At 72.4% G+C, this 21724-nt stretch carries 26 protein-coding genes; 12 read left to right on the plus strand and 14 right to left on the minus strand.

Annotation, left to right across the window (positions count from 1 at the left end; translation table 11 throughout):
• Positions 1-28: 28 nt before the first annotated feature.
• From ABGB10_RS06040 to ABGB10_RS06060, 5 genes are all read right to left on the minus strand, one after another.
• Positions 29-1033 (minus strand): methionine synthase, encoded by a 1005-nt coding sequence (locus ABGB10_RS06040; protein WP_347659849.1) that lies wholly within the window; start codon positions 1031-1033, stop codon positions 29-31.
• 37 nt (positions 1034-1070) lie between these two features.
• Positions 1071-2144, minus strand: coding sequence for a tRNA 2-thiouridine(34) synthase MnmA (gene mnmA / locus ABGB10_RS06045; RefSeq protein ID WP_347659850.1), 1074 nt, complete (start codon positions 2142-2144; stop codon positions 1071-1073).
• Positions 2145-2212: 68 nt separating this feature from the next.
• Complete coding sequence (locus ABGB10_RS06050; protein ID WP_347659851.1) at positions 2213-3388, minus strand: cysteine desulfurase family protein; 1176 nt, start codon at positions 3386-3388, stop codon at positions 2213-2215.
• A gap of 103 nt (positions 3389-3491) precedes the next feature.
• Positions 3492-4145, minus strand: coding sequence for a class F sortase (locus ABGB10_RS06055; protein WP_347659852.1), 654 nt, complete (start codon positions 4143-4145; stop codon positions 3492-3494).
• On the minus strand, positions 4142-4972 hold the full coding sequence (locus ABGB10_RS06060; protein ID WP_347659853.1) for a DUF4397 domain-containing protein: 831 nt from the start codon (positions 4970-4972) through the stop codon (positions 4142-4144). Before ABGB10_RS06060 ends, ABGB10_RS06055 begins: the two co-directional genes overlap by 4 nt.
• Positions 4973-5202: 230 nt before the next feature.
• Here ABGB10_RS06060 and ABGB10_RS06065 point away from each other — a divergent pair, with 230 nt between their 5' ends.
• Positions 5203-5805 (plus strand): sigma-70 family RNA polymerase sigma factor, encoded by a 603-nt coding sequence (locus ABGB10_RS06065; protein WP_347659854.1) that lies wholly within the window; start codon positions 5203-5205, stop codon positions 5803-5805.
• Positions 5759-6649, plus strand: coding sequence for an anti-sigma factor (locus ABGB10_RS06070; protein ID WP_347659855.1), 891 nt, complete (start codon positions 5759-5761; stop codon positions 6647-6649). Before ABGB10_RS06065 ends, ABGB10_RS06070 begins: the two co-directional genes overlap by 47 nt.
• A gap of 95 nt (positions 6650-6744) precedes the next feature.
• Here the strand turns inward: ABGB10_RS06070 and ABGB10_RS06075 are convergent, their stop codons facing one another.
• The 4 genes from ABGB10_RS06075 to ABGB10_RS06090 form a co-directional block, all read right to left on the minus strand.
• Positions 6745-7704: an electron transfer flavoprotein subunit alpha/FixB family protein gene (locus ABGB10_RS06075; protein WP_269680745.1), complete on the minus strand. Its 960-nt coding sequence runs from the start codon at positions 7702-7704 to the stop codon at positions 6745-6747.
• 14 nt (positions 7705-7718) lie between these two features.
• Complete coding sequence (locus ABGB10_RS06080; protein WP_347659856.1) at positions 7719-8498, minus strand: electron transfer flavoprotein subunit beta/FixA family protein; 780 nt, start codon at positions 8496-8498, stop codon at positions 7719-7721.
• A gap of 187 nt (positions 8499-8685) precedes the next feature.
• Positions 8686-9099, minus strand: a complete 414-nt coding sequence (locus ABGB10_RS06085; RefSeq protein WP_347659857.1) for a hypothetical protein — start codon at positions 9097-9099, stop codon at positions 8686-8688.
• On the minus strand, positions 9096-9893 hold the full coding sequence (locus tag ABGB10_RS06090; protein ID WP_347659858.1) for a GNAT family N-acetyltransferase: 798 nt from the start codon (positions 9891-9893) through the stop codon (positions 9096-9098). Before ABGB10_RS06090 ends, ABGB10_RS06085 begins: the two co-directional genes overlap by 4 nt.
• A 42-nt stretch (positions 9894-9935) precedes the next feature.
• Between ABGB10_RS06090 and ABGB10_RS06095 the strand changes: the two genes are divergently transcribed.
• The 3 genes from ABGB10_RS06095 to ABGB10_RS06105 are packed head-to-tail and all read left to right on the plus strand — an operon-like array spanning position 9936 to position 11074.
• Positions 9936-10328: a DUF202 domain-containing protein gene (locus tag ABGB10_RS06095; protein ID WP_347659859.1), complete on the plus strand. Its 393-nt coding sequence runs from the start codon at positions 9936-9938 to the stop codon at positions 10326-10328.
• A complete protein-coding gene (locus ABGB10_RS06100) occupies positions 10325-10621 on the plus strand; it encodes a DUF202 domain-containing protein (protein WP_347659860.1) in 297 nt (98 codons plus the stop codon). Before ABGB10_RS06095 ends, ABGB10_RS06100 begins: the two co-directional genes overlap by 4 nt.
• 36 nt (positions 10622-10657) lie before the next feature.
• On the plus strand, positions 10658-11074 hold the full coding sequence (locus tag ABGB10_RS06105) for a PLD nuclease N-terminal domain-containing protein (RefSeq protein WP_347659861.1): 417 nt from the start codon (positions 10658-10660) through the stop codon (positions 11072-11074).
• Positions 11075-11121: 47 nt separating this feature from the next.
• On the opposite strand, the gene ABGB10_RS06110 is transcribed toward ABGB10_RS06105, so the two are convergent.
• Positions 11122-12744, minus strand: coding sequence for an acetolactate synthase (locus tag ABGB10_RS06110; protein WP_347659862.1), 1623 nt, complete (start codon positions 12742-12744; stop codon positions 11122-11124).
• Between the two features lie 89 nt (positions 12745-12833).
• Complete coding sequence (locus ABGB10_RS06115; RefSeq protein WP_347659863.1) at positions 12834-13607, minus strand: enoyl-CoA hydratase-related protein; 774 nt, start codon at positions 13605-13607, stop codon at positions 12834-12836.
• A 98-nt stretch (positions 13608-13705) separates the two neighbouring features.
• Here ABGB10_RS06115 and ABGB10_RS06120 point away from each other — a divergent pair, with 98 nt between their 5' ends.
• From ABGB10_RS06120 to ABGB10_RS06135, 4 genes are all read left to right on the plus strand, one after another.
• Positions 13706-14185 (plus strand): DUF6232 family protein, encoded by a 480-nt coding sequence (locus ABGB10_RS06120; protein WP_347659864.1) that lies wholly within the window; start codon positions 13706-13708, stop codon positions 14183-14185.
• 408 nt (positions 14186-14593) lie between these two features.
• A complete protein-coding gene (locus ABGB10_RS06125) occupies positions 14594-15076 on the plus strand; it encodes a DUF6232 family protein (RefSeq protein WP_347659865.1) in 483 nt (160 codons plus the stop codon).
• Complete coding sequence (locus ABGB10_RS06130) at positions 15073-15336, plus strand: hypothetical protein (RefSeq protein ID WP_347659866.1); 264 nt, start codon at positions 15073-15075, stop codon at positions 15334-15336. Before ABGB10_RS06125 ends, ABGB10_RS06130 begins: the two co-directional genes overlap by 4 nt.
• Before the next feature lie 46 nt (positions 15337-15382).
• On the plus strand, positions 15383-16111 hold the full coding sequence (locus ABGB10_RS06135; RefSeq protein WP_347659867.1) for a hypothetical protein: 729 nt from the start codon (positions 15383-15385) through the stop codon (positions 16109-16111).
• Positions 16112-16135: 24 nt separating this feature from the next.
• Here ABGB10_RS06135 and ABGB10_RS06140 read toward each other — a convergent pair whose 3' ends face one another.
• Positions 16136-16594, minus strand: a complete 459-nt coding sequence (locus ABGB10_RS06140) for a rhodanese-like domain-containing protein (protein ID WP_347659868.1) — start codon at positions 16592-16594, stop codon at positions 16136-16138.
• Positions 16595-16664: 70 nt separating this feature from the next.
• On the opposite strand from ABGB10_RS06140, the gene ftrA reads away from it, so the two are divergent.
• A complete protein-coding gene (gene ftrA / locus ABGB10_RS06145) occupies positions 16665-17693 on the plus strand; it encodes a transcriptional regulator FtrA (protein ID WP_347659869.1) in 1029 nt (342 codons plus the stop codon).
• Between the two features lie 39 nt (positions 17694-17732).
• Here the strand turns inward: ftrA and ABGB10_RS06150 are convergent, their stop codons facing one another.
• Positions 17733-18629, minus strand: coding sequence for a ribokinase (locus ABGB10_RS06150; RefSeq protein WP_347659870.1), 897 nt, complete (start codon positions 18627-18629; stop codon positions 17733-17735).
• A gap of 24 nt (positions 18630-18653) precedes the next feature.
• The gene (locus ABGB10_RS06155; protein WP_347659871.1) at positions 18654-19496 is read right to left on the minus strand and encodes an ABC transporter ATP-binding protein; all 843 of its coding nucleotides are present in this window, start codon (positions 19494-19496) and stop codon (positions 18654-18656) included.
• A gap of 131 nt (positions 19497-19627) precedes the next feature.
• Between ABGB10_RS06155 and ABGB10_RS06160 the strand changes: the two genes are divergently transcribed.
• Entirely contained in the window at positions 19628-20635 is a 1008-nt protein-coding gene (locus ABGB10_RS06160) for an ATP-binding cassette domain-containing protein (RefSeq protein WP_347659872.1), read from the plus strand.
• Positions 20632-21642, plus strand: a complete 1011-nt coding sequence (locus ABGB10_RS06165; RefSeq protein WP_347659873.1) for an ABC transporter permease subunit — start codon at positions 20632-20634, stop codon at positions 21640-21642. The genes ABGB10_RS06160 and ABGB10_RS06165 overlap by 4 nt, the downstream gene beginning before the upstream one ends.
• Positions 21643-21724: the final 82 nt, after the last annotated feature.

Consider the following 21724-nt stretch of genomic DNA (forward strand, 5'->3'; position numbering starts at 1 on the left):
TCCTGCCCACCGGGTACGACAGGAAACCTCAGTCCTCGGCGAGCCGCCGGCCGGCGTCCCGACAGGCCGCGAGCACCGCCCGCGCGTACTGCTCGTCGGCACCGGCGAGACCGCAGGCGGGAGTGACCACCACCTGCTGGGCGAGCTGCCGGCGGGGAAAGCCGAGGCGGTCCCAGAGCTGGCGTACCCGATCGGCGACCTGCGCGGAGGTCGGTGCGCGACCGGCCGACGGCGGCCGGGTCGACGCGGCCCCGGCCAGCAACCCGAGGCCGGCGTCGATCGCCTCGCCCAGCGGGTCGAGCTTGGTGACGAGGTCCAGGTCGAGGGCGACCGCGACGGCACCGGTGGAACGGATCAGCTCCAGCGGTACGTCCGGGGCGCAGCAGTGCACCAGCGTCGGCGCGCCGACCGCCTCGACGACCTGGCGCAGCAGGGCGGCGGCGTCCACCGACTCGACCGCCCGGTAGGCGCCCAACCCGCTCTCGGTCGGCACCCGCCCGGCCAGCACGGTCGGCAGCGACGGTTCGTCCAACTGGAGCAGCACCGATGCCCGGGGCAGCCGCCGGGTCACCGCCGCGACGTGCGCGCGCAGCCCTTCGGCGAGCGAGCCGGTCAGATCGCGGACCGCGCCGGGGTCGCGAAGCATTCGACCACCGATCGGCAGCTCCAGGGAGGCGGCCAGCGTGAGTGGGCCGGCGGCCTGCACCTTGATCGGCCCGGCGTACCCCTCGGCCTGCTCGGCGAGCTGGTCCAGGTCGCGTTCCATCAGGTCCCGGGCCCGACGCAGGTCGCGGCCCGGGCGCGGGGCGACCCGCCACCGACCGGCGTAGACCTCGACGGGCAGGTCGACGAGCAGCCCGGCGGACCGGCCGATCATGTCCGCGCCGGGACCACGGGCCGGCAACTCGGGCAGGTGGGGCAGCTCGGGGAGCTCACCGAGGACCACCCGCTGGGCCTCGTCGATGTCGGTGCCGGGCAGCGAACCGATTCCGGTTGCCGCGCCCGCCGGCCAGGGCCACGCCTGATCTGTCACGGCCGAAGGCTATCCCGCGGACACCCGGGCCGTGCGGTCAGCCGGTGATGGTCGCGGAGCCGAGGACCACGTCACCGGCCGGGTCCGGCCGGTACGCGACCACTGCCTGACCGGCGGCGACGCCGCGTACCGGCCGGCGCAGCTCGGCGTGCAGCCGGTCGCCGTCGAGGGCGACGGTCGCCGGCACCACGTTGCCGTGCGCGCGCAACTGCACCTCGCACTCCACCGGGGAGTCCGGAAGCGTGCCGCCGGTCCAGACCGGACGTACGGCGTGCACGTCGGACACTTCCAGCGCCTCGGCCGGGCCGACGGTCACCGTGTTGGTCTTCGGGGTGATGGAGAGGACGTAGCGTGGCCGGCCGTCCGGGGCGGGCCGGTCGAGGTGCAGCCCACGACGCTGCCCCACCGTGTACGCGTACGCGCCGCTGTGACTGCCGACCACCGCGCCGGTGCTCGCGTCCACCACGTCGCCGGGCGCCTCGCCGAGCCGGCCGGCCAGGAAGCCACGGGTGTCACCGTCGGCGATGAAGCAGATGTCGTGCGAGTCCGGCTTGTCGGCGACCGCCAGGCCACGCTCGGCGGCCTCGGCACGGACCTGCGCCTTGGTCGAGTCGCCCAGCGGGAAGATCGACCGGTCGAGCTGCTCGCGGGTGAGCACAGCCAGCACGTACGACTGGTCCTTGGCCACGTCGACACTGCGCCGCAGCAGCCCGTCCGGGCCGAGTCGGGCGTGGTGCCCGGTCACCACCGCGTCGAAGCCCAGCGCCACCGCCCGATCCAGCACCGCCGCAAACTTGATCTTCTCGTTGCACCGCAGGCAGGGATTCGGCGTACGGCCGGCCGCGTACTCGGCGACGAAGTCGTCCACCACGTCCTCGTGGAAGCGGTCGGCCATGTCCCACACGTAGAAGGGGATGCCGATCACGTCGGCGGCCCGACGTGCGTCGTGGGAATCCTCCAGGGTGCAGCAACCGCGCGCCCCGGTCCGATAGGTCTGTGGGTTGCGGGCCAGCGCCAGGTGCACGCCTGTCACGTCGTGCCCGGCCGCCACCGCCCGCGCCGCCGCCACGGCCGAGTCGACCCCGCCCGACATCGCCGCCAGAACCCTCATCGGCCCACTCCCTTCCCCATTCCCAGGACAAGCCTATCCACCAGCCCGGGAAAGCCCCGGGGACCGGGTCAGCGCGGGGTACGGAGAGCTGCGGCCCGGCGGGCCCGCTCGACTGCTGCCGGAAGGGCCGCCACGACGGCGTCGACGTCGACCTGGGTGCTCGTGTGGCCCAGGGTGAAGCGCAGCGAGGAGCGGGCACGGTCGTCGTCGGCGCCCATCGCCAGCAGTACGTGCGAGGGCTGGGCCACCCCCGCGGAGCAGGCCGACCCGGTCGAGCAGGCGATCCCCTGCGCGTCGAGCAGGAGGAGCAGTGCGTCGCCCTCCGAGCCGGGGAAGGAGAAGTGCGCGTTGCCGGGGAGCCGGTCGACCGGATCGCCGTTGTAGATCACCTCGGGCACCGCCCGACGGACCCGCTCGATCAGGTCGTCGCGGAGGGCTGCCACCCGGGCCGCGTACTCCTGCTGGCCCTTCACCGCCGACTCGACAGCGACCGCGAACGCGACGATGCCGGCGGTGTCCAGCGTGCCGGAGCGGATGTCGCGTTCCTGGCCACCACCGTGCAGCAGCGGCGTGGCCGCCACGTCCCGGGCGAGCACCAGCGCGCCCACCCCGGCCGGGCCGCCCAGCTTGTGCCCGGTGACGGTCAGCGCGGCGACTCCGCTCGCGGCGAAGTCGACGGGCACCTGACCGACCGCCTGGATGGCGTCGGTGTGGAACGGCACGCCGTGTTCGGCGGCGACGGCGGCCAGCTCGGCGACCGGCTGGACGGTGCCCACCTCGTTGTTCGCCCACATCGCGGTGACCACGGCCACCTGGTCGGCGTGCGCGGCCAACTCGGCGCGCAGGTCCTGCGGGTCGAGCCGACCGACTGCGTCCACCGGCAGCAGGCCGACCTCCGCGCCCTCGTGCTGGACCAACCAGTCGACCGCGTCCAGCACCGCGTGGTGCTCGACGGCGCTGGAGACCACCCGTCGGCGGCCGGTGCCGGCATCCCGGCGGGCCCAGAAGATGCCCTTGACCGCGAGGTTGTCACTTTCCGTGCCACCACCGGTGAAGATCACCTCGGAGGGCCGCGCACCCAGCACCGCGGCCACCCGTTCGCGCGACTCTTCGACCCGGCGACGGGCACGGCGACCCGCCGCGTGCAGGGAGGACGCGTTGCCGACCTCGCGGGCGGTAGCGACGTACGCCTCCAGTGCCTCGTCGAGCATCGGAGTCGTCGCCGCGTGATCCAGGTAAGCCATCACCGTTCAGCGTACGGCCGACACCTCGGGGACCGGATGCCGGAGGGGCTCCACGCAACGGCCGGGGTGGGACTCCCCCACCCCGGCACGTGGCGGGACCTCGTCAGGCGGGCACCGCGGTGACGACGATGTTGTCCCGGTACTTGCGGGCCTTCGCGTCGAACGGCCCCCCGCAGGTGATCAACGTCAGCCGCGGCTTCCCGTCCCGGGCGAAGTACCGGTCCAGCGGGATCCTGGTCTTGGCGTACTCCTCCCGGGCCACGACCCGGTACGGCCGGGCCTTTCCGTCGCTGCCGGTCGCGGTCACCGTGTCGCCCTGGTCCAGCTCCCGCAGCCGGAAGAACGCACCCTTGCCCTGCTGGGCACTGTCCACGTGACCGGCGATGACCACCGATCCCGCCTCCGCCTCCAGGCCGGGGCCGTAGCGGTACCACCCGATCTGGTCGACGCTCGGCGGCACCTCGAACTCGTCGGTCCGCTCGTTGATGCCGACCGCGTTGACGGTGGCGGTGACGCCGATCTCGGGGATCACCAGCCGTACCGGCGGGACGATCTCCGCGTCGACGGGCAGCTCACCGGCGGTCACCGGGACCGACGGGCCGCTGGCGACGGTCGGTGGGATGCTGGCGAGGGCGGTGGCCGCGTCGGCGCCCACGTTCCCGGCCGGCTGCGAGCCGCACGCCACCAGGGCGGCGACGGTGAGCGCGGCAACGCCGGCGACCAGGGCCGCCAGCGCGCCGCGGTTGCGCACCGTCACCTGCGACCGGTCCGCGCGGTCGCCATCCGCACCCCACCACCGAACAGCAGGAGTACGCCGGCACCGGTGAGCACGTACCACCAGGTGTTCACGCCCGTGCCGGCCTGCCCACCGTCACCGCTCGGCACGCCGCCGGGAGCGGAGTGCAGGCCGGTGATGGTCTGTGCCACCACGCCGAGCGTCTTGCCCTCGGCGGAGCCGATCGCGTAGACGATCGTCGCGGTGCCCTCCTTGAGGTTGAGGTCCGCCGGGCCGATCGCCACGGTGTCGGTGCCGGCGAGCACCACGTCCGCCTTCACGCTGCCCGCGTCGACGTCGCCCTTGGCCTCGTTCGGGTTGGTGAGGTCCTCGAAGACCGGGGTGCCACCGGCGCGTACGTCGACCGCCGGGGCGGCGGCGGTGTGCCGGACGATGAGCCGGGCCTTGCCGGCACCGACCTTCGAGACGTCGTTCACGAACGGAGTGATCTTCGGCTGGCCGGCTGCGTCGAGGTGTGCCGCGATGCTGATGTTCGCCCCTCCGGGCACCGCCGCGTCGTCGGCCTTGAGGATCGCGCTGCCGATCGGCTCGCCGGGCTTGGTGAGCGCGATGTCGTACTCGCCCTCCTCCAGGTTCAGCGGGCCGGCGACGTCACCGGGCTTGAAGTTCTCCAGCGTCTTCGTGCCGTTGACGTAGACGTCGACCGGGGTGTCCGGGATGCCGTGCACGACGGAGACCTTGGACGTGGCGGCGTACGCGGGGGTGGCGGTGAACGCGCCGACACCGGCGAAGGCCAACGCGGCGACCGCGCCGCCCGCGGCGACCCGACGGAAGTACGAGAGCTGCATGTCTGCCTCCTGCTGATTGCTGCTGATTCGTCAGGCCTGTCCTGCAGAACGGGTTACGCCGGCTCGTCGACGGGTGGATGCGCCGGAGTGGCACTTTTCTTTTCCGGCCCCGGCTGCATCCGGACCGGGGTCGGGAGACGAAGAGCTGGTGAGATGACATCGACCGGGAGAGTGGGGCGGAGACTGTGGCGGCTACAGTCGGGCATGCCCCATCGAAGGCGAGCCGCCCGATGACGGCCCTACGACAGGAACCGGACCCCCCGGTGGACGACCTCGACCTCCGTTTTCGACGAGGCGACGAGGTGGCCCTCCGCGAGGCCTACGACCGGTACGGTCGCGCCGTGCACCACCTGGCCACCTCCATGCTGGCCAATCGCAGCGACGCCGAGGACGTCACCCAGGCGACGTTCGTCGCCGCCTGGCTGGGGCGCGACACGTTCGATCCGGCCAAGGGATCGCTGGTCGGGTGGCTGCTGGGCATCGGCCGACGCAAGGTGATCGACCGGATGCGCGCCTCGGCCCGGGAGACCCGGGTGGTGGAGACGGTCCGGCAACTACCCGAGCCGACGCCCACCGAGCCGGACCCGGACCGGGTGGTGGACCGGTTGGTGATCGCCGACGAGCTGGCCCGTCTCCCGGACGACCAGCGGCGCATGTTGGAGTTGGCCTTCTACGACGACCTGACACACCAGCAGATAGCCACGGTGACCGGAGTGCCGTTGGGCACCGTGAAGAGCCACATCCGGCGCGGCATGGCCAGCTTGAAACGCAGATGGGAGGTGGACGGTGCAGCACCTGGACCACGACCGGCTGGTCTTTCTGGCGCTCGGTGAGAGCGAGGCGGACAACGGGGACAGCACCCACCTCGGCACCTGCGCGCTGTGCCGGGCGGAGCTGGCGACCCTTCAGCAGGTGGCGGGGCTCGGCGTCGAGACGCAGGGCCTGGCTGACCTGCCCGACCCGCCGGAGCACGTCTGGCAGAGCATCGCCGCCCAGGTCAGAGCGGCCGAGGCCCAGCCGTCACGGGCCGAGGCCCGTCCGCAGCAGGTCCCCGGGCAAGCCCTTGGCACCGCGACCGAGCAGACCACCGGCACGACGCCCGCAGAGTCCGCAGAGTCCGCCGGCACGACGGGCGCAGAGTCCGCCGGCACGACGGCCGGGCAGGCCACCGGCACGACGCCCGAGTCGACGGTCACCCGGTTGGATCCGACGCGCCGGTCCCGCCGGGGCTCCGGCTGGTCCCGCTGGGCGGCCACCGCGGTGACGGCGGCAGCCGCCGCGGCGGTCGGTGTGGTCGGCACGGTCTCGGTGCTACGGCCGGACGACCCGGCGCCCACTCCGCCGCAGGTGGTGGTGGCGAGTGCGCCGCTGGCGGCGTACGGATCGACGCCACCGACGGCCAAGGGTGACGCCCGGGTTCTCCAGGACGGCCAACTGCATCTGCATGTGGCGAATCTCCCGCGCGTCCCTGGGTACTACGAGGTCTGGCTCATCAATCCGACGACGATGGAGATGTTCTCGGTGGGCACCCTGGGAGGCGGTTCGGATGCGCTGCTGCCGCTGCCCCCGAATGTCGACCTCACCAGTTATTCGGTGGTCGACGTCTCCGCCGAGCAGTACGACAACAACACCGACCACTCCGGCGACAGCCTGCTGAGGGGCACCCTGACGGGCTGATCGGTGGGCCGGTTCAGCTCCCCGGCCCGCCGATCAGCTCCCATCGAAAAGCAGTGGCCGCCCCCATCGGGGGCGGCCACTGTCTCAGCGCCGGGTCACTTGCGCTTGCGGATCTCCTCGGCGGCCTGCGGGACGATCTTGAACAGGTCGCCCACCACGCCGAAGTCGGCCAACTCGAAGATCGGCGCCTCGCCGTCCTTGTTGACCGCGACGATGGTCTTCGAGGTCTGCATGCCGGCCCGGTGCTGGATGGCACCGGAGATGCCGAGCGCGACGTAGAGCTGCGGGGAGACCGTCTTGCCGGTCTGGCCCACCTGGAACTGGTGCGGGTAGAAGCCGGAGTCGACGGCCGCGCGGGACGCGCCGACGGCACCGCCGAGCAGATCGGCCAGCTCCTCGACCAGCTTGAAGTTGTCGGCGTTGCCGACACCGCGACCGCCGGAGACGACCACGCCGGCCTCGGTCAGCTCAGGGCGGGAACCCTTCTGCTCGGCGACCCGCTCGACGACCTTGGCCAGCTTGTCGGTGTCGGTCACCGACACGGTGAGCTGCTCGATCGTGGGGGTGGCCGCCGCCGGGGCGGGGGTGACCGAGTTGGGCCGCACGGTGACCAGCGGCAGGCCCTTGGTGACCTTGGCCTTGACGATGGTGGAGCCGGCGAAGGCGACCTGCGTCGCGGTGCCGTCGGCGTCCAGGCCGACCACGTCGGTCAGGATGCCGTTGTCCAGCTTGACGGCGAGCCGGGCAGCGATCTCCTTGCCCTCCTGGGCCGAGGCCAGCAGCACGGCGGCCGGCTGCACCCGCTGGACCAGCTCGGCCAGCACGGTGGCCTTGGGGGCCACCAGGTAGCCGTCGATCTCGTCACCCTCGGCGGCGTAGATCTTCTCCGCGCCGTACTCGCCCAGCTTGCCGCTCAGCGCCTCGGCGGCGCCGGCGCCGCCGAGCACCACCGCGCTCGGGGTGCCCAGCTCGCGGGCGAGGGTGAGCATCTCCAGGGTGACCTTCTTGACGCCGAATTCCTTGGTGGCTTCGACGACGACGAGAACCTCAGACATGTCCAGACCCGCTCTCACACGAACTTCTCGGTAGCGAGGAACTCGACCAGCTTGACGCCGCCCTCGCCCTCGTCGGTGATCTTGGCTCCGCCGGAACGCGGCGGGCGCTTGGTGTGCTCGACGACGGCGCTGGTGGCACCGTCGAAGCCCACCTCGGCGGGCGCGACACCGAGGTCGGCCAGCGCGAGCGTCTGCACCGGCTTCTTCTTCGCGGCCATGATGCCCTTGAAGGAGGGGTAGCGCGGCTCGTTGATCGTGTCCCAGACGGAGACCACGGCCGGGGTGGAGGCGGTGACGACCTCGTACCCCTCCTCGGTCTGCCGCTCGACGGTCAGCGTCGCGCCGTCGACGGTGAGCTTGCGGGCGCCGGTGAGCGCCGCGACGCCCAGCCGCTCGGCGATCATGTGCGGCATGACCTGGACGCGACCGTCGGTGGACTCGGCACCGCAGATGACCAGGTCAGCGCCGAGCTGACCGAGCGCGGCGGCGAGCACCTTGGAGGTGGCGACGGCACACGAGCCGTGCAGGGCGTCGTCCAACACGTGCACGGCCTTGTCCGGGCCCATGGAGAGCGCCTTGCGGATCGACTCGGTCGCCCGGTCCGGACCCATGGTCAGGATGGTGACCTCGCCGCCGTGCGCTTCCTTGATCTTCAGCGCCTCCTCGATGGCGTACTCGTCCATCTCGTTGATCACGTTGTTCGCCGAACCGCGGTCGACGGTGTTGTCGTCACTGCGCAGGTTGCGGTCCGCGCCCGAATCAGGCACCTGCTTGACGAGTACGACGATATTCATCGCGCTTCGACGACCCTCCTGTGTGGTGTTGCGATTCGCTCGCCCGGTATGGGGCGCAGCGTCGCGCGTCGGTCGACGCCAGGTCAACCGCGAGCTGCTGTGCGGTTGCCCACGAAGCAATGTTACCTGCCAGTAGGTTGCGCTCCCGAGGCACACAGAGTGACACAGCTCACCGGCGTGCGGCCGGTCAGGCCGGCTCGGCCAGCGCAACCCGGATCTGGTCGATGGCTGCCGCCTCGGCGGGTGCGACCCCGTCGTGCGCCCGGGCCACCCGGTCCGCCGCGGCCAACACCACCGACCGGTACGCCTCCACGTCCGGCGGTGACTTCTCACGCAGGATCAGCACCGCCTGACGCAACGCCGGCAGCACCACCGACTCGATCTCCAACTGCGAGTCCCGGGGAAGCCGCGGCAACGGGCCGGTCGTCAGCGCCTCCTTGATCGCACCGCTGGCGTCGGCGAGCGCGCCGGACGCGGCGAGGCTCTCCCGGATCACCCCCAGCACCCCCGGATCTGCGTTGGAGACCAGGAAGACAGCACCGAAGGCACCGGTCTTGATGATCAGCCGATCCTCGTCCGTCAACCGCTGCTCCATGATCACGGAGTGTAGACGTACGGGGTGGTGGTGGTGACCGCGACGAGGCCGAGCCGCTGGAGGATCGGGCGGCTGTCCTCGGAACAGTCGACCTGCATGAGCGTCCGACCCCGCTGCTCGGCCAGCCGCGCCCGGTAGTTGACCAACGCCCGGTAGATGCCCTTGCGCCGCCACTGCGACAGGGTCGAGCCACCCCACAGAGTGGCGAAGCCGGTGTTCGCCGGGAACCGCACCCAGCCGGCGCTCACCACCGTCTCGCCCGCCTCGGCCACCACCACGGTGATCGAGTGCGGGTCGGCGTCGATCTCCTTGGCCAACCCCCAGACGAGGTGCGAACGGTCCGCCTGCCAGACCTCCTCCTCCATGGCGGCGATCCGCTCCAGGTCCTCCCGGGAGGTCACCTCACGCAGGCGTACCCCCTCGGGGATGACCGGCAGCGCGGCGGCCAACGGCGCGACCGGCCCCACCACGACGGTCTCCCGGTCCTCCGCGACGAAGCCGGCGGCGCGCAGACGCTCCGCCAGGTCGGCCGGCTCGTCGTGTCCGTTGAGCTTCCACTCGACCGACTGGCCACGCTCACGGAACAACTGCACCTGCCGGGCGATCAGCTCGTCCAGCGCGTCACCGGTCAACCCGCCCAGGTTGCGGTACGTGAGGAACCCGCCGGCGTCGAGCCCGATGATCCGGACCAGCGGCCCGTCCCGCTCCACCGTCACCCCGGCCGGAACCGGGTCGGGGATCTCCGGACGGAGTTGGTTGTCGTAGGCGTCGCGAAGCGTCAGCACGTCGAGATCAGTCACCGGACCAGGCTAAGCGGCAGGGGAAACGGATAATCTCCCACTGTGTGGGAGACGATCAGGCGATGGTTCGACCCGACAGAGCTGCGCTCGGTCGGTGAAACGCCGGACTACCGGTTCTCCCTCGCCAACGAACGAACCTTCCTCGCCTGGCTGCGCACCGGGCTGGCGCTGGTCGGCGGCGGGCTGGCCGCCGCACAGTTCCTGCCACCCCTGCGGGTGAGCCACCTGCGGGAGGTGATCGCGGTGACGCTGCTGCTGCTCGGCGGGGTGGTCGCGATCCGCGCCGTGGACCACTGGGCGCGTACCGAGCGGGCCATCCGGCTCGGTGAGGAGCTGCCCGCGTCGCGGTTTCCCGCCATCCTCGCCCTCGCCGTCGGCGGCGGGGCGGTGCTGCTTGTCGTCGCCGTCCTGATCCGGGCCGTCGGCGGACGGTGAGCACCGGACGCGACCCCGGGCTGCAACCGGAGCGGACCCGGCTGGCCTGGCGGCGCACCCTGCTCACGGCGACGGTGGTGACCGCGCTCGCCGTCCGACTGGCGTCGACCGGAGACCCGACCGGGGCGCTGATCGCCGGCGTCACAGTGGTCGTGTGGGGCACCCTGCTGGTGCTCTGCTGGCCACGCGCCACCGGCACCGGCCCAGCCCGCACCGGCGGTCGGACACTTCCCCTGGTCGCGTTCGGCACCGTGGCGCTCGCACTACTGGGAGTGCTGCTGGTGCTCCGCTGACTGTGGTGACGGGAAACGGTGCGCCATGATGGGTACATGGCCCGGCTTGGCGTACTCCTCTTCCTGGTGCAGATCGTCCTCGCGATCTGCGCGCTGATCAGCTGTCTCTCCGCCGAGGAGGGCCAGATCCGTGCCCTTCCCCGGATCGCCTGGGTGCTGATCATCCTGTTCTTCCCGCTGGTCGGCTCGATCGCCTGGTTCATCGTCGGCCGGGAGCCCAGCTCCGGCGCCCGCAAGGGCTGGCCCGGCGGCACCTCGTCGCCCGAGCGGCAGCGCCCCCGGCCGGTCGCGCCGGACGACGACCCGGAGTTCCTGCGCTCGGTGCAGGACCGCGCCAAGCAGCAGGACCAGGAGCTCTTCCGCCGGTGGGAGGAGGACCTGCGCCGACGCGAGGACGACCTGCGCCGACGCGACGGTGACCCGCCCCGCGAGGGCGACCGGCCGGAGGTGTGACCGCGCCGCCGTCGCCCCTGAGGAGCGACGGCGGCGACGGGTGCGACTCAGGCCAGGTTCGACGACCGGGGGTACGCGTCGGTCGGGTCGGTGAGCACGTTGACCAGGTACGGCACTCCGGCGTCGAACGCCCGCTGCAGGGCCGGACCGAGGTCCGCCGCCTTGGCGACCGTCTCCCCGGCACCGCCGAGCGCGCTGACCACCGTGTCGTAGCGCAGCTCCGGCTGCAGGTCGGCGGCCACGTCGTAGCCGTACATCGCGCGCATCGGGTGCTTCTCCAACCCCCAGATGCCGTTGTTGCCGACGACGATCACCACCGGCAGCTTCTGGCGGACCAGCGACTCGACGTCCATCAGCGAGAAGCCGGCCGCGCCGTCGCCCATCAGCACGCAGATCTGCCGGTCCGGGTGACTGACCCGGGCGCCCATCGCGTAGCCCATGCCGGTGCCCAGGCAGCCGTACGGGCCGGGGTCCAGCCAGGTGCCGGGCTGGGACGGCTCCAGGTACCGCCCGGCGTACGACACGAAGTCGCCGCCGTCGCCGATGGTGATCGCGTCCGGGGCCAGCACCCGACGCAACTCGCCGTAGATCCGCGCCGGGCGGATCGGGTCGGTCTCGGCGGCCATCTCGGCGGCGTCGCGCGCCTTCGCCGCGTCCTCGGCGACGCGCAGGTCGGCGATCCAGTCGGCGTGGTCGGCCCGGTCGCCGGCGTGGTCGGCCAGCGCGGAGAGGATCAGGCGCAGGTCGCCGGCGGGGGCGGCGGCCGGCTGCACGTGCGTCGCCCGCTGGCTGGGCGCGTCGACGATGTGCACCACCTTGGCGTCGCCGAAGTCACCGAAGCTGAGCCGGAAGTCCAGCGGGGTGCCCACCACCACGACCACGTCGGCGCCGGAGAGCGCGGCCCGGCGGGCCTTGGCGAACGCGAGCGGGTGCTCCGGTGGGAGCGAGCCACGGCCCATGCCGTTGGTGAAGACCGGAACCTGCAACGCCTCCGCCGCCTCGCGCAGTGCGGCGACCGCGTCGCCCGCGTACACGTCGGAGCCGGCGATGATGACCGGTCGCTGCGCCCCGGCGATGAGCATCGCGGCGCGGCCGACCTCCTCCGGGTCCGGCACGACGGGGTCGACGCCGGTCGCGGTGGGCAGGTCTGCCTCGGCGACCGAGAAGACCGTCTCGAGCGGGAAGTCGAGGAAGGCCGGGCCGCGGTGCGGGGTGAGCGCGGCATTGAGCGCCGCACCCACCGCGCGCGGGATGTCGTCGGTGCTGAACACCGTCTCGGCGTGCTTGGTGACCGGGGCGACCAGCGGCAGGTGGTCCATCTCCTGGAGGCTGCCGGAACCCCAGCGGAACGCGGGCGCGCGACCTCCGAGCACCAGCACCGGCGAGGCGTTGAAGAACGCGCTGGTCATGCCGGAGATGCCGTTGGTGACACCGGGCCCGGCGGTGAGCACGGCGAGGCCGGGGCGACGCTGCAGCTTGGCCACCGCCTCGGCGGCGAAGACCGCGGACTGTTCGTGCCGGACGTCGTAGATCGGGAAGTCGGTCTTGTACGCGGCGTCGTAGAGCGGGAAGACGTGCCCTCCGGAGAGGGTGAACATCTCCCGTACGCCGTGCGCGCGTAGGGCCGCGAGCGCCAACTCGCCGCCGTGCCCCTCGATCCGCTCCGTCATGTCGCTCCCATCGTCCGTGGCCGGGATCACAGGTTACCGGCCAGTCACTTGACCGTCCGACGGTGGTCCCGGCCAGCGGACGCCAGGGGTCAGCGGCCGGTGAAGTCCGGCTTGCGCTTCTCCACGAAGGCCGACATGCCCTCCCGCCGGTCGTCGGTGGCGAACAGCGCCGCGAAGAGCTGACTCTCCCAGGCCAGGCCGGAGTTCAGGTCCATGTCCAGGCCGCCGTCGACCGCCAGCTTCGCCGCGCGCAGCGCCTGCACCGGCCCGGTCAGGTACGGCTTCACGTACGCGACCGCGGCCTCGTAGACCTCGGCGGCCGGGACCACCTGATCGGCCAGGCCGATCCGCAGCGCCTCCTCGGCGTCGACCATCCGGCCCGTCATGATCAGATCCTTGGCGCGGGCCGGGCCGACCAGGCGGGCCAGCCGCTGGGTGCCGCCGGCGCCCGGGATGATGCCGAGCTTGATCTCCGGCTGACCGAGCTTGGCGTCGTCGGCCACGATCCGCCAGTCACAGGCCAGCGCCAACTCGCAGCCGCCACCGAGGGCGTACCCGGTGATCGCGGCGACCACCGGCTTGGGGATCCGGGCGATCGCACCGAGAGCGCTGGACAGGTTCGCGGCCCGGTCGGCCATGTCGACATAGGACATGTCGGCCATCTGCTTGATGTCCGCACCGGCGGCGAAGACCTTCTCACCGCCGTACACGATGACGGCGCGGACCTCGGGGTCGGCGGTGGCCGCCGACGCGGCGGCGCGCAACTCCTCCTGCACCTGGGTGTTGAGCGCGTTCATCGGCGGCCGCTCCAGCCGGATCGTGCCGATGCCGTCCTTGGTCTCCAGCCGAACGAACTCGCCCACGCTGCCCTCACTTCCTCGTCGAAGTCGCGTGCCAACCTTACGACCCGGCTCGTTTGGGTAAGTAGTGTGGTGTCAGCCCCGTGGGCGGGAGTCCAGCCATGACGACGTACTACGACGACAGGTCGGTGCAGGTCACCTCCACCACCCTCCGGGTCGATGGCCGCGCCTACGCGCTGTCCGACATCAGCATGATCTGGCACCGCCGGGGCACCCGTTCCTGGCGGGTGCTCGTCGGGCGAGGCGCGATCGGCGCCGCGCTCGCCGGTCCGCTGGTCGCGGCGGTGCTCGGCATCGGCGTGGCCGTGTGGCTGCACCGCTCCCCCACCGTGACGATCGCGATCGTCGGCGCGTCGGTGCTGGTCGGCCTGGCCGTCGGGCCGGTCGCTGACTTCCTCTTCGAACACCTGGACCGCTCGTACGCCCGGGGCAGCCGCCAACTGGAGATCTGGGCCCGCTGGCGCGGTCAGCCGGTGCGGTTGCTGCGCACCGGCGACGCGCTGCGCTTCGGGCAGATCTACCGGGCCGTGCAGCGCGCGGTCGAGCACAGCCAACCGGCCCGCCCCGCCAGCCGTCGATAGCCGGCCTGGTTCCGCTTCACATTTCGACCTGACCAGGGTGGGCGCTGCGGGCACGCCGGGCGCTGCGGGCACGCCGGGCGCTGCGGGCACGCCGGGCGCTGCGGGCACGCCGGGCGCTGCGGGCACGCCGGGCGCTGCGTTCCTGCAGCGCCTATGGAGCTGATAACGCAAACGAATCGGACCGGTACCACGACGTCGGCGGCGCGGCGGCGCGGCGCGTGATGACGCAAACGATTCAGCTCCAAAGGACCGCAGCACCACCATCTCTACCCGCCGGACGGCCGCCGCCCCTACCCGCTGGACGGCCGCCGTCGAATCCTCCGCGACGAGGGCCCGTTCCGCTGCGAAGACGGCCGGTGCCGAGGTTCGAGCGAGGCGAGGGTTGCCTGTCGGTGGTTAGGCTTAGTGATGACCCTCTATTACCGGGACGACGCGGTGCAGGTGACCTCCGAGTCGATCCGGGCGGGCGGTCACGTGATCGCCCTGTCCGACGTGACGTTCGTGTGGCACGCGCGCGGGCAGAAGACCCTCGCCGTACGCGGCCGTGTGCTGGGTCGCGGTGTCCTCGTCCTGCTGCTCTCGCTGCCGCCGCTGGTCGCCGTGGTCTGCGTGCTGTCACTGGCCTGGTCCGCACAGGACCGGGGCAACTGGCAGCTGGCGCTGATCATCCTCGCCGCCTGCGCGGTGGGGGCGCTGGCGTTGACGCCGTTCCTGGAGATCCCGTTGGGCTGGCTGGACCGCTCCTACGAGCGCGGCAGCCATGTGCACGAGTTGTGGGTGCAGCACCACGGTCGGGAGGATCTGCTGCTGCGCACCCCGGACGCGCTACGGTTCGGGCAGATCTACCGGGCCGTGCAGCGCGCCGTCGAACAGCAGGGGGACCATCGATGACCACCCGCCGTGGCGGGGTCGCCGAGCTGGCGGTCGCGGCGGCGGTGGCACACCCGGCCACCCGACGGGCCGGCGGTCGGGCCGCAGCCGCCCTCTTCGTCGCCGTGCTGCCGGCCAACGTAAAGATGGCGGTGGACTGGCGGCACCGCCGCCCGACGAAGCGGGCCATCGCCTACGGCCGCGTGCCGATGCAGGTGCCGCTAATCTGGTGGGGCCTGCGCGTCGCCCGCGCCGACACCGCCGGTCGACAGTCCCGCTGACCGGCTCCGTCGGGCGGTTCTGGTGCGACCGACGCACACTTGACCCATGGCGATTCCCCTCCCCACCCCGGCCGCCGTGGTCGGCCTGACCCGCTCCGCTCTCGACCAGGCGCTCGGCTCGGCCACCTCGATGGCCGCCGTGCCCGCCCGCGCGTTCGCGGTGCTGGACGGGGTGGAGGCGCTGCTGGCCCGGATCAACGGCGTGGTCGACCGGATCGAGACGACCCTGGAGCGAACCGACCAGGTGCTCACCGACGCCGAGACTGCGGTTCGCGAGGTGGCCGTCATCAGCGCCGCCGCGACCACCGCCATCGACACGGCCACCGAGGTGGCCACCGCCGCCGCAGTGGTGGTCGCCGAGGCCGAACGGGTCTCCCGGGCGGCGGGCACTGTGGTCGCCGAGGCCGAACGGGTGGCGGGCCGCGCCGCCGCAACCGTGGGCACCGCGACGGAGGCCGCCGCCACGGCGGCCGAGCTGCTGGCCGCGTACGAGCCGGCACTGCGCCGGGCCGCGCCGATGGCCGGGCGGTTCGTCGAGGAGTTGAGTCACGAGGAGATCAGCGCGGCGATCCACCTGATCGACGAGTTGCCCAAGCTCAAGGAACACCTGACGGCGGACATCCTGCCGATCCTGGCCACGCTGGACCGGGTCGGCCCCGACCTGCACGACCTGCTGGACGTGACCCGCGACCTCAAGCTCGCCGTGGCCGGCATCCCCGGGCTGGGCATGCTGCGCCGACGCGGCGAGAAGCTCGCCGACGAGCCCGTCGGCTGAGCCCTCGCTCGCCCGCGCCGTGGCTCAGCAGTCGCAGGTGATCGTCGTGGTTGGCGCGGTGAGGTCGTCGACCGGTCGCCGGGTCAGCCCGGCCTCCGTCACCACCGGCAGCCCCTCCCGCGCCCAGTACTCGAACCCGCCGAGCATCTCCTTCACCGGATGGCCGAGCCGGGCGAACTCCAGCGCCGCCCGGGTCGCGCCGTTGCAGCCCGGACCCCAGCAGTAGGTCACCACCGCCGAGCCCGGCGGGATCAGGTCCGCCGCCCGGCTCGCGATCTCGGCGGTGGGCAGGTGCACAGCGCCGGGGAGGTGCCCCTGCGCCCAGGCGGCCGCGCCCCGGGAGTCGACGACCACCAGGCCTGGGGTACGGGCCGACAGGTCGGCGTGCACATCACTGACGTCGGTCTCGACGCTGAGCCGGTTGTGGAAGTGGGCGGCGGCGGTGGCCGGATCGACGGGCGGAACGGCGAAGGCGAATGTCATGCACCGATCCTCGCCGGCACGCCACCCCGGGACGAGTGGCGCGAACGACGTCCTGCGCTAACATCCCGCCATGCCGATCCCGGCCACGACAACCGGCCCGCGCCCGCTACCAGCACCCCGACGACCGGCGGCCGCGCACCGGGTCGCCGTGCTCGCGTACCCGGGGATGTCGGTGTTCGAGACCGGCATCGTCACCGAGGTCTTCGGGCTGGCCCGACCCGAGTTCGACGTCGACTGGTACGACCTGGTGCTCTGCGCCGAGCAGCCGGGGCCGGTGCCGGTGGTCGGCGGAGCCAGCCTGCACACCCCGTACGGCCTGGCCGAGCTGGCGGCGGCGCGGACGGTGATCGTGCCCGGCGTATCGGACGTGACCGTTGACCCGTCGCCCGAGCTGATCACCGCGCTCCGCCAGGCGCACCGGCGCGGCGCCCGGCTCATGTCGATCTGCTCGGGCGCGTTCGCGCTGGCCGGGGCGGGACTACTGGACGGTCGACGGGCCACCACCCACTGGCGGTACGCGGAGCTGCTGGCGCGGCGGTACCCGCGGGTCGCTGTGGACGCGGACGTGCTCTACCTCGATGACGGTGACCTGCTCACCAGTGCTGGCAGCGCGGCCGGGCTGGACCTCTGCGTGCACGTGATCCGGCGCGACCATGGCGCGGCGATCGCCAACGCGGTCGCCCGACGGCTGGTGATCCCCCCGCACCGCGACGGCGGGCAGGCCCAGTTCGTCGAGGCACCGGTACCCGCCGACCCGGACGACGACCGGATCGCGGGCAGCATCGACTGGGCCCTCGCCCATCTCGCCGAGCCGCTGAGCGTGGCCCAGCTCGCCGGGCGGGCGCACATGTCGTCCCGCACCTACCTGCGGCACTTCGCCCGGGCCACCGGGACCAGCCCGATCCGTTGGCTGATCGACCAGCGGATCCGTGCCAGCCTGGCCCTGCTGGAGGAGACCGACGCCCCGGTCGAGCAGGTCGCGCGCGCGGTGGGCTTCGACACGCCGGTGACCTATCGGCACCACTTCGGCCGGGTCATGCTGACCTCACCGTCGGCGTACCGCCGGGCTTTCCGCACCGGCGCGGGCCAGCGGGCGTAACCCGCCGACGCGCTCAGGCCGGTTCAGCGCGGGACGCGCTCAGGCTGGTACGTACAGCTCGTCGATCTCGGCGCGTTGTGGGAGCGCCACCGAGGCGCCGAACTTGCGTACGCAGGCAGCGCCGGCCGCCGACGCCCAGCGCACCGCGTCGACCAGGTCGCGTCCCTCGCCCCAGCCGACGGCCAGCGCGGCGGTGAACGCGTCACCTGCGGCGGTGGAGTCGACCACGTCGACGCGGACCGCCGGCACGTGCACCTCGGTGCCGTCCCGGTCGACGTACCAGGCGCCCTCGCCACCGAGGGTGAGTACGGCCCGGGGGGTCAGGTCGAGCAGCGCCCGGGGTTCCTCCCGGCCTCGACCGGCGAGCGTGCGCGCCTCGCCCTCGTTGACGACCAGCAGGTCCACGGCGGCGAGCAGTTCGGGTGGGAGGTCCCGGGCCGGGGCGGCGTTGAGGATGACCCTGGTGCCGGCGGCGCGGGCGGCAACCGCGGCGGCCGTCACGGTCGAGACCGGGATCTCCAGTTGGGCGACCAGGACGTCCGCCGCGCTCACCGTGGCCAACTCTTCCTCGGTGAGGCCGATCAGTGCGTCGTTGGCGCCGGGGGTCACCATGATGGCGTTCTCCCCCTGGGCGTTGACCATCACCAGGGCCACCCCGGAGGTGCCGTAGACCACCCGTAGCTGACTGGTGTCCACGCCGGCCGCGGTGATGCGGGCCTTGAGGGTGACGCCGAAGGCGTCCGAGCCGATCGCGCCGAGGAAGGCGCAGGACGCGCCGGCCCGGGCCGCGGCGACGGCCTGGTTGGCGCCCTTACCGCCGGGCACCATCATGAAGTCGGAGCCGAGCATGGTCTCGCCCAGTCGCGGCAACGCGGGTGCCATCGCGACCAGGTCCATGTTGGCGCTTCCCACCACGGCAACCCGGGTCTGCGGCACGGTCGTCTCCGCTCTGATCGTCGCTCAGGCGGCCCGAGCGGTGTAGCGGTCGCCGGAGCGCTCGACCACCAGCGGCAGGCCGAAGGTCTTGGAGAGGTTGTCCCCGGTCAGGGTCTCGGCGAGCAGCCCCTGGGCGACCACGCCACCCTCCCGCAGCAGCAACGCGTGGGTGAACCCCGGCGGGATCTCCTCGACGTGGTGGGTGACCAGCACCATCGCCGGGGCGTCCGGGTCGTACGCCAGCTCGGCCAGTCGGGCGACCAGGTCCTCCCGACCACCCAGGTCGAGCCCGGCGGCGGGCTCGTCGAGCAGCAGCAGCTCCGGGTCGGTCATCAGGGCACGGGCGATCTGCACCCGCTTGCGCTCCCCCTCGGAGAGGGTGCCGTAGCGGCGTTCGGCGAGCCCACCGACGCCGAGCTGACTCAGCAGCGCCCGCGCCCGCACCTCGTCGCCACGGTCGTAGTTCTCCCGCCAGCGGCCGACCACCGACCAGGCGGCGGTCACCACCACATCACTGACCTGTTCGTCGGCGGGCAGTCGCTCGGCGACCGCGGCGGTGGTGAGCCCGATGCGGGTACGCAGCTCGTTGACGTCGGTGCGGCCGATCCGCTCGCCGAGCACGTGCGCGACACCCGTGGTGGGGTGCAGTCGGCCGGCGGCGAGGTTGAGCAGTGTCGTCTTGCCGGCACCGTTGGAGCCGAGCACCACCCACCGCTCGTCCAGCTCGACGCGCCAGGTCAGGTCCTGCAGGAGGGCGGTGCCGGAGCGGCGTACGGCGACGCCGTCGAGGCTGACCACCAGATCCGGGTCGACGGGAGCGGCGGCAGGCGCGGCGCCGGCAGCGCCGGGGATCAGGTCACCAGTCACCGCTCCATCCAACCACGCAGCGACGGGGCGCCCCCCACGGGCGGCGCCCCAGCCATAGGGTGAAGCGCCGTGTCATTGATCACCAAGCCCGAAGGACCGTCCATGCTCCGTCGAGGTACGGATCCGCGCGGATGAGCGCGGTCATCGAGATCGAGGGTCTGCGCAAGACCTTCCACAGCATCCGCAACGGCCGACGGGTGGCGGTGGACGGGTTCGACCTGCTGGTCGAGGAGGGCCAGATCCACGGCTTCCTGGGCCCCAACGGCTCCGGCAAGACCACCACCCTGCGTGCCCTGCTCGGGCTGGTACGCGCCGACAGCGGACGGATGACGGTGCTGGGTGCGCCGTCGCCGGAGTCGCTGCCCCGGGTGGCGGGGCAGGTCGGCGCCATCGTGGAGAGTCCGCAGTTCTTCGGCAACTTCACCGGCTACCGCACCCTGCGGTTGTTGGCGCGTGCCGGTGGGGTGCCGGTCTCGCGGGTGGACGAGGCGCTGGACCTGGTGGGCCTACGCGACCGGGGCGACGAGCGGGTGAAGGGCTACTCGCTGGGCATGAAGCAGCGCCTCGCGGTGGCGTCCGCGCTGCTGAAGGACCCCCGGTTGCTCATCCTGGACGAGCCGGCGAACGGGCTGGACCCGGCGGGCATCCGGGAGATGCGGGACCTGATGCGGTCGCTGGCGGCAGCCGGGGTGACCGTGCTGGTGTCCAGTCACATCCTGGGTGAGATCCAGCTGATCTGCGACCACGTCACCATCATTTCGCATGGGCGTCGGGTGGCGGCCGGCCGGGTGGACGAGGTGCTGGCGGGTTACGACCGGCACGAGTTCCTGGTGCGGGTGGCCGAGGCCGAGCGCGCTGTCGAGCTGCTTAACGCGGCCGGGCTGACGGCGGCCGTCGACGGCGAGGCGCTGGTGGTGAGCGGGGTGGGTGACCCGACGGTGGTCAGCCGGACGCTCGGCGAGCAGGGCCTGTGGGTGGGCGAGCTGACCCCGCTCCGGCCGGATCTGGAGAGCGTCTTCCTGGAGTTGACGGGCGCGTACGAGCATCCGTCGGTGCCCCGGCAGGTCGACGACTCGGCGCTGCCGCACGACGTCCAGGGCGATGCTGTGATCAATCTCGATCGGGGAGTGGACGCGTGAACCTGGTCCGTGCCGAGGTGGAGCGGCTGTCGGCCCGTCGCTTCGTGCAGCTCATGGTCGTCCTGCTGGCGTTTGCCTTCGCCGTCACGGCGGCGACCACCCTGGCGGGTTCCCACAAGCCGAGCGCGGACGAGATGAACTCGGCGCGGGCTCAGGCCGTCGAGGCGCGGCAGGGAATGGAGGTGGCTCACCAGCAGTGCCTGGCGCGACAGAACGGCACGCTTCCGCAGAGCGACATGGACCAGTACTTCCCCCAGGACTGCTCGGAGATCGACCCGATCCGGCAGGATCGGCTGCCGATCGCCGCGGACTTCCTGCCGGGGGTGTTCAGCTTCGCCAACCAGGCGCTGCCGCTGCTCTACTTCCTCATCGCGTTCCTGGTGCTGTTCGGGTTCCTGGTCGGCGCCTCCTACATCGGCGCCGACCTGAACTCCGGTGGCGTGGTGAACCTGCTGCTCTGGCGACCACGCCGGTTGACGGTGCTCGCGACCAAGTTGGGCACCCTGCTCGGCACGGTGCTGGTCCTGGCCCTGATCGCGTCGGTGGCCTACCTCGCCACGTTCTGGGTGATCGGGCAGACCGCCGGGCTACCCGGCCGGCTGAGCGGTGAGTTCTGGCGTTCGCTCGGCGCGGTGCACCTCCGTGGCGTGGTGTTGGTGCTGCTGGCCTCCGCGTTGGGCTTCGCCATCGCGACCCTGGGCCGGCACACGTCGGCGGCCCTGGGGGCGGCAGCCGCGTACCTGGTGGTGTGGGAGTTGGGCGGCCGCCTGGTCCTGGAGATCATCGACGCCCGGCGGCCGGACCGGTTCATGCTCTCCAGCCACATCCAGGCATGGCTCACCGCTAGGGCGGATTTCTGGGATACCTGCCCGGTTAGCTCGGGCAGGGCCTACTGCGACGGCTCCTACGTCCTGACCTGGGGGCCGGCCCTGGTGGTGCTGCTCGTGCTCACCGGCGGGCTGACCGCGGCGGCGTTCGCCGTGTTCCGTCGTCGTGACCTGATCTGAGTCGCAGCCCGGCGGGCCGGCCCACAGGGTCGGCCCGCCGGGTCGGCAAGGGCTTGCAACCCGCGGACCTGCGGTGAAATAT

It is taken from the genome of Micromonospora sp. B9E7, assembly GCF_039871815.1.
Taxonomy (GTDB): Bacteria; Actinomycetota; Actinomycetes; order Mycobacteriales; family Micromonosporaceae; genus Micromonospora.